This is a genomic window from Pseudomonas sp. MEJ086 (assembly GCF_030209025.1).
Lineage (GTDB): Bacteria > Pseudomonadota > Gammaproteobacteria > Pseudomonadales > Pseudomonadaceae > Aquipseudomonas > Aquipseudomonas fulva_A.
On the sequence record NZ_JARVSV010000064.1, the window covers coordinates 1 to 16,490 of the forward strand.

17 protein-coding genes and 6 pseudogenes are annotated in these 16,490 nt (G+C 49.4%); 22 read left to right on the plus strand and 1 reads right to left on the minus strand.

The genetic code is table 11. From position 1 onward, the window contains the following. The 21 genes and pseudogenes from QRN22_RS26315 to QRN22_RS26415 all read left to right on the plus strand — a co-directional run. Window positions 1-2,055: hemagglutinin repeat-containing protein (locus tag QRN22_RS26315; protein WP_285404599.1), on the plus strand; the 2,055-nt coding region annotated here is incomplete at its 5' end. Continuing rightward, window positions 2,055-2,531: a lytic transglycosylase gene (locus QRN22_RS26320; protein WP_082036824.1), complete on the plus strand. Its 477-nt coding sequence runs from the start codon at window positions 2,055-2,057 to the stop codon at window positions 2,529-2,531. The genes QRN22_RS26315 and QRN22_RS26320, both read left to right, overlap by 1 nt. Window positions 2,532-2,683: 152 nt before the next feature. After that, window positions 2,684-5,173 (plus strand): annotated as a pseudogene (locus QRN22_RS26325) (hemagglutinin repeat-containing protein); the annotation flags it as partial. 1 nt (window position 5,174) lies between these two features. Then, window positions 5,175-5,588, plus strand: a complete 414-nt coding sequence (locus QRN22_RS26330; RefSeq protein ID WP_042556001.1) for a hypothetical protein — start codon at window positions 5,175-5,177, stop codon at window positions 5,586-5,588. A 151-nt stretch (window positions 5,589-5,739) separates the two neighbouring features. After that, complete coding sequence (locus QRN22_RS26335; RefSeq protein ID WP_082045885.1) at window positions 5,740-6,294, plus strand: DUF6990 domain-containing protein; 555 nt, start codon at window positions 5,740-5,742, stop codon at window positions 6,292-6,294. A gap of 211 nt (window positions 6,295-6,505) precedes the next feature. Next, on the plus strand, window positions 6,506-6,712 hold the full coding sequence (locus QRN22_RS26340) for a transposase (RefSeq protein WP_231570220.1): 207 nt from the start codon (window positions 6,506-6,508) through the stop codon (window positions 6,710-6,712). A 464-nt stretch (window positions 6,713-7,176) separates the two neighbouring features. Further along, entirely contained in the window at window positions 7,177-7,791 is a 615-nt protein-coding gene (locus tag QRN22_RS26345) for a GAD-like domain-containing protein (protein ID WP_042556002.1), read from the plus strand. Window positions 7,792-8,000: 209 nt separating this feature from the next. Beyond that, window positions 8,001-8,312, plus strand: coding sequence for an Imm45 family immunity protein (imm45, locus tag QRN22_RS26350; RefSeq protein ID WP_156152782.1), 312 nt, complete (start codon window positions 8,001-8,003; stop codon window positions 8,310-8,312). Between the two features lie 291 nt (window positions 8,313-8,603). Beyond that, a complete protein-coding gene (locus tag QRN22_RS26355; protein WP_042556003.1) occupies window positions 8,604-8,927 on the plus strand; it encodes a hypothetical protein in 324 nt (107 codons plus the stop codon). A 130-nt stretch (window positions 8,928-9,057) separates the two neighbouring features. Next, window positions 9,058-9,180 (plus strand): annotated as a pseudogene (locus QRN22_RS26360) (transposase); the annotation flags it as partial. 168 nt (window positions 9,181-9,348) lie between these two features. Continuing rightward, window positions 9,349-9,711, plus strand: coding sequence for a DUF3969 family protein (locus QRN22_RS26365; RefSeq protein WP_042556004.1), 363 nt, complete (start codon window positions 9,349-9,351; stop codon window positions 9,709-9,711). Between the two features lie 80 nt (window positions 9,712-9,791). After that, the gene (locus tag QRN22_RS26370; protein ID WP_042556005.1) at window positions 9,792-10,223 is read left to right on the plus strand and encodes a hypothetical protein; all 432 of its coding nucleotides are present in this window, start codon (window positions 9,792-9,794) and stop codon (window positions 10,221-10,223) included. Window positions 10,224-10,403: 180 nt separating this feature from the next. Continuing rightward, complete coding sequence (locus tag QRN22_RS26375) at window positions 10,404-10,544, plus strand: hypothetical protein (RefSeq protein ID WP_156152783.1); 141 nt, start codon at window positions 10,404-10,406, stop codon at window positions 10,542-10,544. Between the two features lie 264 nt (window positions 10,545-10,808). Further along, the gene (locus QRN22_RS26380) at window positions 10,809-11,237 is read left to right on the plus strand and encodes a hypothetical protein (RefSeq protein ID WP_156152784.1); all 429 of its coding nucleotides are present in this window, start codon (window positions 10,809-10,811) and stop codon (window positions 11,235-11,237) included. Window positions 11,238-11,422: 185 nt separating this feature from the next. Beyond that, window positions 11,423-11,509 (plus strand): annotated as a pseudogene (locus tag QRN22_RS26385) (transposase); the annotation flags it as partial. Window positions 11,510-12,024: 515 nt separating this feature from the next. Then, window positions 12,025-12,294: pseudogene (locus QRN22_RS26390) on the plus strand (hypothetical protein); the annotation flags it as partial. Window positions 12,295-12,587: 293 nt separating this feature from the next. Next, the gene (locus QRN22_RS26395; protein ID WP_042556006.1) at window positions 12,588-13,073 is read left to right on the plus strand and encodes a hypothetical protein; all 486 of its coding nucleotides are present in this window, start codon (window positions 12,588-12,590) and stop codon (window positions 13,071-13,073) included. Window positions 13,074-13,146: 73 nt separating this feature from the next. Then, window positions 13,147-13,392: a colicin E5-related ribonuclease gene (locus QRN22_RS26400; RefSeq protein WP_269432937.1), complete on the plus strand. Its 246-nt coding sequence runs from the start codon at window positions 13,147-13,149 to the stop codon at window positions 13,390-13,392. A gap of 5 nt (window positions 13,393-13,397) precedes the next feature. Next, the gene (locus QRN22_RS26405) at window positions 13,398-13,715 is read left to right on the plus strand and encodes a hypothetical protein (protein WP_042556007.1); all 318 of its coding nucleotides are present in this window, start codon (window positions 13,398-13,400) and stop codon (window positions 13,713-13,715) included. 197 nt (window positions 13,716-13,912) lie between these two features. Beyond that, window positions 13,913-15,106: an IS4 family transposase gene (locus QRN22_RS26410; protein ID WP_042556008.1), complete on the plus strand. Its 1,194-nt coding sequence runs from the start codon at window positions 13,913-13,915 to the stop codon at window positions 15,104-15,106. A 178-nt stretch (window positions 15,107-15,284) separates the two neighbouring features. Next, window positions 15,285-15,869, plus strand: coding sequence for a hypothetical protein (locus QRN22_RS26415; RefSeq protein WP_042556014.1), 585 nt, complete (start codon window positions 15,285-15,287; stop codon window positions 15,867-15,869). Window positions 15,870-15,929: 60 nt separating this feature from the next. On the opposite strand, the pseudogene QRN22_RS26420 reads toward QRN22_RS26415, so the two are convergent. Then, window positions 15,930-16,169 (minus strand): annotated as a pseudogene (locus QRN22_RS26420) (transposase); the annotation flags it as partial. Window positions 16,170-16,228: 59 nt separating this feature from the next. On the opposite strand from QRN22_RS26420, the pseudogene QRN22_RS26425 reads away from it, so the two are divergent. Continuing rightward, a pseudogene (locus QRN22_RS26425) lies at window positions 16,229-16,490 on the plus strand (hemagglutinin repeat-containing protein); the annotation flags it as partial.

A 16,490-nucleotide genomic window follows, 5' to 3' on the forward strand; every position in this document is an offset into this window, starting at 1 on the left:
ACCTTCGGCTCCGAAGGCGTTGGTGTGTATGTCAGCGTCAACGTCGGCAAGGGCGACCTTGAGCGCGAAGGTCAGCGTCAACAGGAAGCCTACCTGTATGCCGGCGATCGCCTGAACTTCACCAGTGGTCGAGATACCGCCATCAGTGGTGCACAACTGAGTGGCGACGAAGTCACTGGCCGTGTGGGTCGTGACCTGACCGTGACCTCGCTACCCGATACGGGCAAGGTCAAGGGTCGGGAGTTCGATGTCAGCGCCACCGCCACGTTCGGCCCGGGAGCAGGCTTCAGTGCTTCGGTCGGCTATGGTCAGACCAAGGGCTCTACCGAGTGGGTGGAAAATCAAACCCGTATCGTCGCGCGTGATCGTTTGGACATTCGCACCGAAGAGCACACGCAGCTCGATGGCGCAGTGCTGGCCTCGAACACCGGCAACCTCAAATTGGACACCGGCACCCTGGGCTTCAGCGATATCGCCGGTCACGACAAGGAGCACAGCTATTACCTGAATGTCGGCGGTTCGTACGGCAAGAACGGCGCGAAAGATACCCAGCAGGACAAAAGCCAGGAAGGCAAGGGCGAAAAAGGCAAGACCGGCTGGAGCGTCGAGGGTTACGAGTACGAGAAGGATCGCCAGCAGATCGTGCGGGCTACCGTCGGCGAGGGCGAAATTGTCGTACGCGGGGATGTACAGACCGGGCAGGACTCCACAGAGGGCCTCAATCGTGATGTGAGCAAGGCGTACGAGATCACGCGAGATGATGAGGAACGTACGGATCTGTATGTGACTAAGTCGTCTGTAGAGGCGGCGGCGGCTGTTGCGCAAGCGGCTGCGGAGAAAGTCGCGAGAGAGGTGCAGGCACAGCGCGTGAAGGTGGAGGAAATCCCACAGTCAGCGAGAACATCACTGGGTGATAAGCGAGCTTTGGCGATGGCCAAGAACCTGGCCAGAAATGGCCTGGATCCAGAGCTGATGAAGGGCTTATCCCCTAAGACACTAGAACATCTGGTGACTTGGGCTGACAGTGCGGAAAACTACAATAAAGTCTATGAGCCCGGTGTTGGCGCGAATACATCATCTGAGCCAGCTAGACAGTCTTCGGGTGGTGGAACTATTTATGTACGGGAGACAAAAATCGATGATGCTTCACGTACAGGCGGCGAAGCATTTTTAAGAGAAACCGCCGACATCCGTGAATATCTTGGGACTTTACCGGTCGCGGAAGCCCAGCTCGTACTGCTTGGAATGCAGGTTTTTATGGGACCGGCCAAAGCAGCGGTGAGTCTTGCAGGTAATGTCCTGATCAACGCCGCGTTCGGTGACAAAATTGATGCGATAAAGGAGAACGCTGCCGTTGGCATGACTGCAGGTCTGAGGGATGAGGACAAAAAGTATGTTCAAGAAGAACATGACTATGCCAAGCAGCAGTACGCCGCAGGAGAGGACGGCTATCTAGATGGCGATGGAGGTGTACTGGCGTCTCGTTTCCTGATTGAATTGGCTGCTGGCGAAATAGGTGCACTGACCAAGAAGGTGGCTGGAAAGGCTGTTGGAGTTGTGTCGGGGGGGCCGCAGGGGAGTGGTCCGGGGGCAAAAGCTACTGGTGGCGCTGCTGGAAAGGTAGATGATGTTGTAGCTCCATCGTCTAAACCTGAATGGTTGCAACGGCTTGATGCGGGTAATGAGTTTAATAAGGTACAGTCTAAAAACTACCCGAATAACGAAGTTTATATTCAGCGACCTGACGGGAATGGCTATTATCGTGTTGATTCGTATAATCCCATAAAAGGCGAAATCGTCTCTCGTAAATTGACACAGCTTTCTGAGGTTTCAGAGGCGACAGCAAAGAGCTACATAAATGAGGCCATTACGAAATACCCTTCTGGTGCGACCATTGCGAAAGTTCCATCTAGTGGGTCTTTGGGTGGTCAAAAATTGCAAGGTACTGTTATTCTGGAGGTTCCTCCACAGAATGGAGTAATTCCAAAAGCCATCTTGGACTCTGCCAATAAAGCAGGGGTTTTAATTAGAGATACTAATGGGAAGGTGTATTGATGGAGCTACCTATTTATTATTGTAAGACTTGGTTTCGGATGAAGAAGTTTGCGATAGAGCCTATGGATGAATCTCTGGCACATTCTAGGCATCTCTCGGGTGAGTCATATACGGCTCTCATTGGCTCGGACTCTGCGCCATCTTGCTTTGTTGAGTTCTCCATAGATAAAGGAATGGTTGGTGTCGGTTTTTTAGATAAAAAATGTCGTGAGTACCTGACCTACCAATTTCAAGTAACAGATTCGGATAACTTATTTTTGACTATGGCGACTCATCGTGAGTTTGAAGGGGATGGAGACGAGGTCATAGGTGGGGAGTCCTATATTTTCAATGAGGAAGGCGGTCTTGTTATTAGGCGAGAAAAATTTAATCCTCATGAGATTGAAGAGGCTAGATCAAGTTTCGAACCGTCTCGAAATTATGAAAAAATTCCCAAGTTTGGTTGTTACTCTAATTTAACAAAAGCTGATAGATGAAACAGGCAGGTGAGTTCCATTATAAATTTTAAGGGGTCTGAGTTGATATGGCACCGGCCTTGCGCCGGTGTTTTTGCACCCTGTCTGCACCCTTTTTGCCGCCTTCTTGCATCCTATTTGTAAATCGATAGGGTCAGAGTCATTGATATTTCAAGGCTTTGGACTCCGTCAGCCAGTTCCTGGCTGGGCCGACGTTCGATGCGCACTTCGGTAGTACCAGCCAACGCCAGAGCGTCAGCCAGACTGTGGTTGGAAATCGCGCTTCGACGTTGGAAGCGGGTAATGACGTTCAGGTACGTGGCGCTCAGTTCCATTCCGGGCGTGACATCAATGTCACTGGCCGGGACATCGTGCTTGATGTCGCCCGTGGCGAGCAAAGCTATGACAGCCAGCAGAGCCAGGGTAAAGGTGGGATTGTCGGTGGCACCAGTGGTGGCTTCAAGGTTGGTATCGGCGGCAGTCGTGGCGTAGCGGGTGAAGAGGGCAGCCAGGGAACCTCCAGTGGCGCGGTGCTCAATGCCGAACGCGATGTCAATCTCAATGCCCGCAATGACCTCAACCTGATCGGTACGCAGGTTCAGGCAGGGCGCGATATCGACCTCAAGGCCGGTAACGACCTCAACATCGGCGCCGCACAGAATGCCAGTGACAGCGAAAGCAGCCGTCGCAGCGGTGGCGGCGAAATTGGCTTCACCTTCGGCTCCGAAGGCGTTGGTGTGTATGTCAGCGTCAACGTCGGCAAGGGCGACCTTGAGCGTGAAGGGCAGCGCCAGCAGGAAGCCTACCTATATGCCGGCGATCGCCTGAACTTCACCAGTGGTCGAGATACCGCCATCAGTGGTGCACAACTGAGTGGCGACGAAGTCACTGGCCGTGTGGGTCGTGACCTGACCGTGACCTCGCTACCCGATACGGGCAAGGTCAAGGGCCGGGAATTCGATGTCAGCGCCACCGCCACGTTCGGCCCGGGAGCAGGCTTCAGTGCTTCGGTCGGCTACGGTCAGACCAAGGGCTCTACCGAGTGGGTGGAAAATCAAACCCGTATCGTCGCGCGTGATCGTTTGGACATTCGCACCGAAGAGCACACGCAGCTCGATGGCGCAGTGCTGGCCTCGAACACCGGCAACCTCAAATTGGACACCGGCACCCTGGGCTTCAGCGATATCGCCGGGCACGACAAGGAGCACAGCTATTACCTGAATGTCGGCGGTTCGTACGGCAAGAACGGCGCGAAAAATACCCAGCAGGACAAAAGCCAGGAAGGCAAGGGCGAAAAAGGCAAGACCGGCTGGAGCGTCGAGGGTTACGAGTACGAGAAAGATCGCCAGCAAATCGTGCGGGCGACCGTCGGCGAGGGCGAAATTGTCGTACGCGGGGATGCACAGACCGGGCAGGACTCCACAGAGGGCCTCAATCGTGATGTGAGCAAGGCGTACGAGATCACGCGAGACGATGAGGAACGTACGGATCTGTATGTGACCAAGTCGTCTGTAGAGGCGGTGGCGAGCCCTATAAAGACATATGAGCGCTGGGCTAAAGCTGCTGAGAATTATGGTGATAGCAGCGAAGAGGCATTGAGTGGCCTTGCAAAAGCGTTCATTGCAGCGGGCGCCGTTGCAGATGGCAAGGGGCTCTCAGATGTACAGCGCGCAGTCGTTAAGCATGAAGTGCTTAGAGTTTTAGGTAATCGCAACCCAGAGAAACGGCAAGACGCAGCGAAACATTTTGTTGATCAAATACCAGGTCAAGCTACGGAGGCGCAAAGGCAGGCCGTTGTTGATTATGTAGCCAATATGGCTGCACATGATCCAGAGGGTGCGTATTCGTTTGTTTATAGGCTCAATTTAGCGGCACAAGGTAATCCAGGACAGAGCAATTACGCTGCAGTTGCGGGCGTTGCTATCTTAGGTGTGTTAGCTGTGTATCTTTCGGCGGCTGCCTCGAATCCAGTGTCCATGAATAATACGGAGCAGTTGGCTAACAGTATAATGGAATCTGCCACTCAGGCAGGAGTAACTGCTAAAGATAGAGTTGTTGTGTCAACCCAAATATGGTGGTTAGTTGCTGGGACCGCAGTGGGGTTCCCAATACATCAACTTGATCCTAAATATGGTGTCTTGGTCAATCCTGGCGCCGATTTACCTGGGTTAGAGAATGCATCCAGTGGGGGCTACAATGCTGGTGGTTCGGTGGTTACCGTTCCTCATACAGGCGGACAGCAGCTAGACACCCCGCAAGGTGGCACTAGCTATAAGAATCCGGAGCATCAGCTGAGTCCGGGGAGTATGTATAGTGAGTCTGATGGGAGGGACACTGCCCAAGGCTTGGTAGGCACAGATTTTGAAAACTATCTTCATGATGTACTGGGGGGGCAGCCTAGTTTTTCCATAAAGGGACGAGAGTTTGATGGGAAATATGGGGAGGGTGATTCGATTTGGTATGAGGCTAAATCTGGCCGGTACTGGGAGGATCAAGTGCGGTTGGGGTCAAAGGGATTAGAGAAATTTAAATCTGATGTCGGGGCCCATGCACGAATAGCAAAAGATAATGGTGCCTCTTTTGAGGTTCATTCAAATACAACTATTCCTGAGCATGTTAAGGTTTGGTTGACTTCGAAGGGTATACCTTTTAGAGAGCATTGATATGAGTATGAAGGCTTCTATCGATATCGAATTTTCAAGGCCTGTTGAGCCAAAGAAAATCTTTCTTTCATTGATTGATTCTGGTTGGGGGGTTGACTTTCAAGGGGAGGTTATGTTTCTGGATGCTTTTGACCGAGAGGGCTATGATTGGCAAGTCAAGTCTATAGAGAATTTTGACTTGGATGAATTCATTGAAAGCCACTGCCCTTCTGATCGTATTGGGATTTCTATGGTTTTTGAAGAGGCTTATGGTGGAGAGTTTCTTATCTTTGAGAGTTGGGTGTCCTTTTCCATGTCGGTGAATAAAGTTTTTTTATCAAATGATGTTCCGGACTTCTCGTTCTATCTCGAAAGGTTGAGTAGTGTTATTGAAGGTTTCAATGTTTCGGTGTTGAAGTGTGAGTGCAGTTTTTGAAGTTGATGTGGGATCGGTAAATGGGAAAGGGGGGGCAGGGGAAAAGGGGACAGATTACTCTGACCCTATTGATCCCCGGTGTGCCGTTGAAGGATCAAGGTTATTCCAATGGTATTCCTATAGAAATAATTAACTTTCCTGGTGCTAGGTGATGAAAGAAAACGAGCTGGTGTCAATTGTGGAGGAGCAAGGCTGGACTTGTAAGAAAGATGAAGTGGGAGACTACTTTTGCATAATTGTTGTTGATAAAATTCAAATTCAGATTATTCCATTTGTAGGTAGGCGAACAGATCACTTTAGGGTCTCGCTTGCTCCTTCCATTTCAACAAGAGAATTCTCCGAGGTCGTCGGGTTTATTTATGGGGAAGGTAGAGATTATTCTCCGATTATTCTTAGTAATAAACCTCCTAAGAAACTAGCTGGTCTTTCTGCTGAGGATGTACTGCAACTTGCTGATGAAGCTATATCATGGGCTCTGTCTCAAAGCCTGGAAGATGGGCTAACGGCCTATAGAGGATTGCCAACTGATGCCAAAGGTGCAATGCCACTCAGGCATCTAGCTGCCTTGGCGATAGCTGGGGAAGTTGAACGATTAGAAGGTTACAAGCAGAGCTTCGCTGAGGGAGATAGGCTCGGATTTGTACCGTATATCACTGTCGACATGGTTGAACGAGCGATCTTGATAGCAAGAAAACATAGCAAATGATTAGCCATAAATAGCCCCGACACTGCCGGGACTATTTGTTTGACTCCGCCGTAATCGGATTAATAGAATCGATGGGGTCAGAGTCATTGGTTTTGGCGTCTCATGGTAGTTATGGTCTCCCTATCCTGAGGAGAGGAGCACGCCATGGCCCGTTTACCCTGCCTTTATTTTCCGGGATGCGTCCAGCATGTGATTCAACGAGGAAACAATCGTGAGGCCTGCTTACGATGAAGCGGATTACACGGTCTACCTTTCTTTTCTGAACGAGTCGGCCAAAAAATATCGGGTCGCCATTCATGCTTTTGTGCTGATGACGAATTACGTGCATCTGCTCGCCACGCCCAGCGATGAGCAGGGCATTAGCCGGTTGATAAAGGCTCTGGGGCGTCGATACGTTCAATACTTCAATTTCACTTAAGGTCGTACCGGTACCTTATGGGAGGGACGATATAAATCGAAACTAGTTGATAATGACAGCTACCTGCTAACGGTTTACCGCTACCTAGAGCTGAACCCGGTACGAGCAGGCGTGGTTGCTCAAGCATCGGAATATCCATGGTCACGTTATCGAGCCAATGCCTTGGGCAAGCCTATCCAGCTGCTCACGTCACACGCTCTGTATCTTCGCCTCGGTAAAACAGAGGAAGAGCGCCTATCGTTCGTTGTCCCGGGGCCGATTGCCTGATCGACAGTTGTCGGAGATTCGTGAGGCGACGAACAAGGGGTGGGTTCTTGGTGATGATCGGTTCAAGGCCCAAACTGAGTTCAAGACAGGTAGGCGAGCAGCTCCTCTTGGGTGGGGCGGTGATAGGAAATCTGCGAAGTATCGCGAGATTAGCGGCTAAATCAATGACTCTGACCCCATTGATTAGGAGTTGAAAAGTGAGAGACGAATTTTTCCAGTCGTTTATTGATAATTTGGGTGAGGCAAATTCGCATCGACAGGTTCCCAGTTCTAGTGTCGAAAAATATCGTTCGATATTGCCCGGTTCCCTGCTTGGTTACTGGCGTGAGGAGGGCTGGTGTTCTTATGCGGATGGACTGTTCTGGATCGTAAACCCTGATTCTTATAAGGCCACGCTTGATAGTTGGTTGCAAGGAAGCGGTCTGGACGAGATCGATAATTACCATGTTATTGCTAGGGATGCGTTCGGCTCACTATATGCCTGGGGTGAGCGCTATCAGCGCAAGATCACGATATCGAGCTTAGCTGGCGGTATCGTTGCTCTTAAGAGTCAGCTTCAGAAACCCAACCCCCAACCGGCTCGAGCCTTAGGTATTTTTCTCGGATCCATTAGTCGGGAAAGCCTCGATTTTGAAGATAATCATGGCAAGCCGTTGTTCAGGCGCGCGCTAATGAAACTGGGGCCGGTGGGTGAGAATGAAATGTACGCGTTCGAGCCTGCGCTGTGTATTGGCGGAAAGGCTGATCTCGAACATATGGTAAAGCTGAATATGGATGTGCATTTGACGATTCTTGATCAGTTGCGGCGGTGATCCTAACGGGAAAAAGGGACAGATTCTGAGGAGATCCGAATCGGAAAAGAATCGGGAAAGGGGAAAGATTAATTTTTCGGGTTGGGATAGCCCAAGATTAAATAAATCTGTCCTTTTTTCTCTTGATAATATGCCAGAGTTGAGGCCGGCAACGCAGGTAGGCGTTTTGCCAAAGATGCTTCTGGTGGGCATGAGTTGAGGGTTAAGTGATGAGCTGGATTAAGTTGGTTGATTTGACACAAGAGTATATCGGTCATGGTTCTATTTTGAGGTCGCCTCAAAGCCAGGCGGGCGTCGAAATAGATCTTATGGTTTTTGATCCGCAGGACCCGCAAGCAGGGATGGGGTTGATGGCTGTGACCGGGCAAAAAGCAGGACTAATTTTAGTTCTACTCCCAAAAGAGAGTTGTGATGAAAGAGCTATAAAAAGTAGGTGGCTTGTGGATAATTGGAGAACTTGGGTTTTTCCGGAAGTTGATGTCGGTGATGTTCTTTTTATTAGGCGTTATGAGCTTAGCTAAAGAATCGATAGGGCCAGAGTCATTGCTTCGGTCATACAGCTAAATCAGTGACTCTGACCCCATTGATTCGCTGGCAAGTCCAGATCTTTTGCAACGCACACAATCCTTAGGAATAGGTTTGAGGAGTGGAATAACTCGTACAGGGCCGCTGAGTGCAAAAGGCTTGCAAGCCCTTGGCCTGAAAGATTTGTCGAGTAAGATGATCGCCCAAGCGGGACGCGAAGTTAATTTTATGATCTATGACTCTGCGGCAACAGCCGTAAGTCGTGCTCCGAGTGCGGTGTTACCGAAATGACTATTGTGTATGATCTCTATGGTGCGGAAAAATCATGCCTTATGTTGGCGAGAGACGATGTGGAAAGAGCGCTGGGAGAGACCTTTGAGGAAAGGGACAGCTCTTATCAAGGTGGTACTTACTATATGTGGGGCAGGAATGATTCAGAGAATTTTGTTTTAAAATTGAATATTGATCCTTTTGACGGCGATCCAGTGGAGCAGAATTATGCGAGCTATAAAGTTTTGCTCTATATAAACGCTACAAATCGTTCGGCTGATATAGAGAAACTGATTGGCCAAGGTGGTGGCTTTAAGTTGCTAAGGCATGAGGTTTTTTAAAGAGAACCAAGGCTAGTTGCTCCAAAAGATGGCGCCGCCGGTAATCTAGAACAATAGGGGACAGACCACGATTATTCCTTCCATTTCGATAGTGGTCTAGGCTTGTAAGTCTCAATGGAAGGAGGTTGTTATGCCAAGGATGGGACGCATTGTGGTGCCTAACTACCCGCATCACGTAGTGTAGCGAGGCCATAATCGGCAGGTGGTCTTTGTCGGCGATCAGGATTATAAACGTTACATTGCTGATCTGCGCAAAGCCACCCGCTCTGCTTTTATAGAGCAGAGAATAAGTCCCAGGCATCAAGCTGTCATTCATCAACAACAACGTGTCTGGCTACATGCATCAGGTGCCGAATCAATTAGTCTGACCCCATCGAGATGAGGTTTTTGACGTGAAAGTTAAAGGTGGATGGAGTGATCAATGAGTGATAATAAGCTTTTTTTTGAAGTCCCCTACGGCGTTGAGTCGTCGAAGTTTGTAGCGTTGTATTGTGTCGGCTTGCTGACCTGCGCCTGTAGTAATGGGTTCATTAATAGCGGGGCGAGTTACTTCTTCTTGCCACGCACTGTCAATCTTCTGAAGAAGTCTGAGGTTGATCCTGAAGTAATTAGGTTAGTATCTTTGGGTTGTGAGTTGGAGGATGTGGAGAGTTTGGTGCCTCATCGCCTGCAAAATGCGATGGATTCGTTGCGGTCAGGTTTCTTGGAATACCTGTCTGGCTTTCCCGCATCGAGTTTGAATTTTAATGATTTTTTCAGTGTTTCAGAGGCATATAATAAATAGGCTCAGCGCCTGGGGAGTCCCCACAAATCTCCTCCATCGATAGTGCTCGCTTCTAAAGACTTTGTTGGAATGTGAAATCAATGATTTTTGACTACAGTGAAAAATATGGTGTTTCTTTACTCGCAGGTGTTCGTGATAGAGCGCGTGTCAGGGATTTGATGGGAGGCGACTTTAGGGTTTTGCCTAAAACGGAGTTTTCTGAAAATACGATTGACGTTTTTGGGGGCATTATTGCAAGGGCATGGTATGACGCCAGCGATATTCTGATAGGGATTGAATTTTATGCGTTGGGCTCTGAGTTTTATTTTTCAGGGGGGCAGGTGTTGGGGAAGGATTTTCAATATATAGAAAAGTTGCTGAGTACTTTAGGTGTGGCCTTCGATGTTGAGGAGGACGGTACGGGTATCTCGATAAATGCTGGGAGATTGAGGTTTTATATTCCCGACATGCTTGAGAGTGGTGCACTAGCCGAAATCAAGTCGGTTTACGTGGATTTAGAGAAATGTAAGTGAAACCCCACAAAGTATTCACGCAGATCAACCGTATGGAAAAGGGGACACCCATTAGCCGGCCCTGCGTCAAGACTCAAAACCACCCGCTCTGCTTTTATAGAGCAGAGAATCAATCCTAGGCATCAAGCTGTCATTCATCAACAGCAACGTGTCTGGCTGCATGCATCAGGTGCCGAATCAATGAGTCTGACCCAATTGATCCTGGATTCGGACAGCCTGAAAACGCAGCAATTCGCAGGCTTTAACGAGGAGGAAGATAGAATCTTGGCCGGAAAAGGGGACAGATTTATTTTTCGGGTGGTTGGGATGGCCCAAGATTAAATAAATCTGTCCTTTTTTCTCTTGATAATATGCCAGAGTTGAGGCCGGCAACGCAGGGAGGCGTTTTGCCAAACCCGACAGGTGGAGTTGAAAATGGATTCAAGGATCCTAAAGGAAATTATAGGGGGGGCTTGATAAACAAAACAGACCCGCTTGGACCTATTCATCCGAATGTTAATAACAAAACTCACGCTAATAATCCGCATTTCAATATATGTCTGCCGGATGGAAGAACTGCAGCAATAATTATTGGGGGTAAGTGATATGGATGTAAAAGAGATTGATAACTATATTGCTGTTGGTTCCACTGGTAGTGTCTGTGTTGATGTCCGTCTTTTAGCGGGTTATGCGTCTATAGTACGCTCTATTACTTTGTTGAAAGAAAATGTCGCTATTATTGAGTTTAATAATTATGGATGTGATGAGGGTGGGCTGGCTATCGAACTTTTTTATCAGGATTTTTACACGTTAATTTCATCCATAGAGGACTTTCTAGATTTACCAATTTCTCGATGGGGAAATTTTACAAAAAGTGGTAACTACCCCGATGAGCAGGCTAGCGTGGCTCAGTCGAACTCAGCATCTTTGAAAGAGGATCTCAGATCTGGTGCACTCAAGCTTCCTCTGAATTGGGCCGAGAAAATAATTCGATCTGAATATTGGCGTGATATTGCTTGCGGTGGAGAAGGTTAAAGAGGATCGACTCTGAGTAATAGGGGACAGACTCTGAGGAATCCCCACAAATCTACTCCAGAGCCTGAGCTTGTTGGTGTACCTCGTCACGCAGTGGAAAAGGAGACATGGAAAAGGGAAAAAGTGGACAGATTTATTTTCCTCCTGATTGGCTAAGCTGAAGGTCTCAATGGAAGGAGATCGTTATGCCAAGGATGGGACGGATTATATTGCCGAACTACCCACATCATGTGGTGCAGCGAGGGCATAACCGGCACACAATCGATGGGGTCAGAGTCATTGGTTTTGGCGTCTCATCGTAGTTATGGTCTCCCTATCCTGAGGAGAGGAGCACGCCATGGCCCGTTTACCCCGCCTTTATTTTCCGGGATGCGTCCAGCATGTGATTCAGCGAGGCAACAATCGGGAGGCCTGCTTTTATGAAGAAGCGGACTACGAGGACTACCTGTCCTTTCTGAGCAGCGAAAAAGGGACAGATTTATTCACTCAGCTCTGCGAGGCAAAAATAAATTTTTCACCTTTTTGCATGTTCCCCTTTTGCAAATATTTCGTGCCTTTCCTTAACGCTATTTTGGAGTCGATAGGGTCAGAGTCATTGATTCGACACGACAGAAGGGTAATCGAAGTACTCGTAGGGTTGATCAGCAAAGCGTAATCCGCCGTTTACGGCGACTTGATCAGTGTGTTCCGAGGGGCAACCGTTCTTTAAAAAGTAGATGTGGATTGAGTCACCTCGCTGTTCGGCTGGGTGGCTCGATCAACACGCATTCTATTCAGGTGGCACCCACGCCACCTGATCGAAACCAACCCGGCACTCGCCAACCTGGGTGATTTCCTTAACTCCGACTATCTGCTGAGCAAGCTGGATTACGACCCGGATCAGGCGCAAAAAAGTCTGGGCTATGGCCTCTACGAGCAACGCCTGATTCGCGACGCCATCACGGCCCGCACCGACCAGCGCTTTATCGCCGGCCAGGACAGCGACGAGGCCATGTTCCGCTACCTGATGAACAATGCCATTGCCAGCAAAGAGTCGCTGCAGCTCACCGTGGGCGTAATCGATAGGGTCAGAGTCATTGATCCGGTCATACAGCTAAATCAATGACTCTGACCCTATTGATCCATCATCGCGATCTGTGATCGCCTGGGACGCCAAGTATCGTGCTCCTGGCGGAAGCTATCCGACGTCCTTGCCAGATTCAAAGTTACAGGCCTGCCAGTCAGAGATCATAAACTCTGTTTAAAATATGCCGGAGGGATCGGCCAAAGCGGCCGCAGAGAGTGCGCTTAAGGCTGGCAGGGTCGAAGGCCGAATATTCAAATGGCCACAATAGGCTTGAGGTATTTAAGATGAAAGAATGGTCATCGCTGTGCAAGTCAAAGGTTGGGGACGCAGTTGATGTACGGGCGCAATGCGTTATCGCTATGGAAGACGGCGCATACAAAATTTCAGACGATCAGTATTTTTTAGCTGACGCCTTTTCTGATGAGGGAGAGGAAAAACTTCGTTTGCTATCCCTCTACTGGGCCTGCAGTGAGCCTGCATTTAGAAGAGCCTACTACAGGGATGTTGAAAATGATGACATGGCCGTATGCCGGCCGCCGCCTGAGTTGCTTCCGGTTGGGGCGGGGGGGACCTATAGTCAGATTAAAAATGCTCTTAGCTCTTTTGGTTCTGAGAAGTTTATGGAGTACGCCTCTTATCGTGTTATGTCTGATGGTGCATTTGTTCATAGGGGCTTAGAAAGTTCATTGGCTGTTTATTATTTTCGCTTGCATGATATTGTTGATGATGAGCTGCCTTACGCGATACTGTGGAAGCTTTCTAGTGTGTGATTTAATAAGAGGCAACGTCCTGTTGCCGGGTTGAAGCGGTGCAAAAGGAATACCCTTAATCGTTGAACCCAAAATTGCAAAGCAGATGGTGAAGCGAGGCTCGACAACCGACTCTCTTGAAGGTGTTATCGCAAGCCCGAGTAAGACTGTTGTGACTAAAGACACTAGGTTTGATCCGATTTCTGGTACTAAACTCAATGATCCGGAAACTGCTTATATAGCCAAGGATGGTTCTTACGTTGTGCGGAATGACCGGACTGGTGCGATCGTGCAGGTATCGGATAAAAATGATAATGGCTGGGTCGCTCCATGGGACTAAATTTAATGAATGAGTTTATTTTTTTGGAGAAGGGGCTGGAACCCACTAGATTATGGGGTGGGGTGCCTTTGTTTAACCTAATTGATGGGCATAAGTTGCTGGTTTTCTGTGATGAGCACGATGTCGCCGTACTCGGAATTGAAGGTTTTAAGGTTGTTGGAGATAAGCGAGTGCCTGACATGGATTGTATTGCGGATTTTTCTGCCCTGACTATAACTGCCAGAGAGCTATTTCCAGTTGAGTCTAGAAAATTGGCCAAGTGCTTTCTGAGTTCTATTTCAGATCCTGATATGTTGTTAGAGTTCGTTTTAGTTAAATCTTGATGGTGCAAAGCAACTGGCGGCGGCTGGAGAGGTTGCGCTCTTCTGGCTGCGCCGTGTCATCTAAGTTTAAGGAGTAATAGGGGACAGGTGCTGAGGAATCCCCACAAAATATCCATGCAGATCAGTCGGATAGCTTGAAGATGCCTGCACGAGTCGGGCAGTTTGGTAGTCGCCAAACCAACCAATCCCCGAGACTCATGCAGGCAGTACGATTCTTACACAGGGCATTTTCCCAAGCACTCCCCACGATCCACAGCAAGCGACTGAATGCCTTGATGAGCAGCGTCAGTGCCTTGCTGCAAGGGCACCGCCTGACCCTGACCGATCTGGGCAGGGCCATGCCGAGCGCGGCTTACGCCAGGCACTCGATCAAGCGTGTGGATCGCCTGCTCGGCAACGCACATCTGCAAAACGAACGCCTGCTGTTTTACTGGAAAATGCTTACGGCACTGTTTGGCTCCCTGCATCATCCCTTGATCCTGGTGGATTGGTCGCCAATCAATGCCGCGTCTGATCTTTACGTGCTGCGGGCTTCCATCCCATTGGCCGGTCGAGCGTTCCCTGTTTACGAAAGCGTGCATGATCGTGAAGGTTGCCCCCAGCGCCAGAAGCAACTGCTCGATGCACTTGAAGTCATGCTGCCCGAGCAGTGCGTGCCGATCCTGGTGACCGATGCTGGGTTTCGTCGCCCCTGGTTCCAGGCTGTTGAAGCCAAGGGGTGGCATTACGTGGGGCGTGTGCGCAATCGTGACCTCTATCGTGATGAACAAGGCCGCTGGCAACCGATCAAGCAGCTCTACCAGCAGATAACTTCGACAGCGCGCTCGCTTGGACAAATCGAGATGACGCGCAGTGCGCCGCACAGCGTTGCTTTGTACGGCATTCACCAGCGGCCCAGGGGTAGAAAACACCGACGCGTGACGGGCAGCATCGCCCGTAGCAAGCTCAGCCGACAGAACGCTCGCCGTGAACAAGAGCCCTGGCTGCTCGCCAGCAACCTGCCACAAGCTAACTGGACGGCACGTCGGATCGTGGGCATCTACCGCAAGCGGATGCAGATCGAGGAAGGGTTTAGGGAAGTGAAAAGCCTACGTTTCGGCTTTGCCTTCGACCTGCATCGAACGCGCTGCCCACGACGTATCGAGATCCTGCTGCTGATCGCAGCACTGGCTTGTTATGCGCTTTACCTAGCCGGCCTTCAGGCTCGGATGACAGGCAGGGCAATCCGCTTTCAGAGCAACAGCATCAGGCATAAAACCATGCTGTCGCTCTGGCGTGTCGGCCTTGAATACCTCAGGCGCTCGGCCAACGATTTATCCTGCTCGGTACTCACCAGGATGGAGCTATTGCTGCGTGACGAGGTTCACCGGCAAGCTCAGGTGCTGGAGTAGATTTGTGGGGATTCCTCAGGGACAGATTAATTTTTAGTCTATGGCAACGGCTGAATAAATAAATCTGTCCCCTTTTTCTTCCTCTCGAACTACCAAAAATGTGGGAGTCGTTACTCGAAAAGAACTCGACTAACGCTCGTGTTTATACACAGGATGAATTTCTTAAGGAATTCAAAAAATGACTATTACTCAATCGGTTCTTGATGATCTTTGGAATGGGGAGAAAAGTATTTGTTTTTTTGTGCATTCTGGGGGATGTTATTGGGTTGTAGATGAGAAACACAATTTTTCTCTTGATGCGGAAAAAGACTATCGCGCCTATCTTGAAGATGGTGAGATAACTCAAGAACAATATGAGCAGTCTTGCAGGCTTTTTAGAGGTGGTATTCTGAGGATGACCGCTGAAAATTTTCCGCAGTATTTGAACGACTCATGCGAAAAAGTCCTTTCTTTAGCTGATTTAAAAGCCTTTATGGTGTTGGATAATGAGCTTTTTGAAGAAATTGAGCACTATTTCTTAACTGGAGAGGGGCTGACCTCTTGCCTATTTAAACAGGCTAATGTCGTTAGCTCTCGACTTCCTAAGTTCTATATAAACTTTGATAGAAAAATTTTTATGCACATGGATGATGTTCGTGCTCATGAAAGTCTTGTTTATTCGGGCTGGGTTGCTCAATGCTTTGATTTTAGCTTTTTGATTCCTACTCGCGAGCGATACTGGATGATTGCTGGTAATGACTATTGGAAACTTCGATTTGTATAAAGTGCTATCGATGGGGTCAGAGTCATTGATTACTACACACGGCGCAGCAGAAGGGTAACTTAGGATGTCTCGCTCTTCGGTCACTCGCTTGAGTTCAGCACGCAGACGACGCAGTTCGATCTGCTGATCGTCCTCTTGCTACCGCTTTTCCCGGGGCTTGTTGTAGCGTTTGATCCAGGCATACAGGCTGTGCACCGACATACCTAACCGCGCTGCCACCTCGGCTACAGGAAGGCCACGCTCGGTCATTTGCTTGACCGCTTCGATTTTGAATTCTTCGGGGTAACGCTGGTTGCTCATGGCACCTCTTAATGGGCCTCATTATGAGGCTTGGAGGTGTCTACGAAACTAGGGGCGATTCACAACTGAGTGGCGACGAAGTCACTGGCCGTGTGGGTCGTGACCTGACCGTGACCTCGCTACCCGATACGGGCAAGGTCAAGGGCCGGGAATTCGATGTCAGCGCTACCGCCACGTTCGGCCCGGGAGCAGGCTTCAGTGCTTCGGTAGGCTACGGTCAGACCAAGGGCTCTACCGAGTGGGTGGAAAATCAGACCCGTATCGTTGCGCGTGATCGTTTGGACATTCGCACCGAAGAGCACACGCAGCTCGATGGCGCAG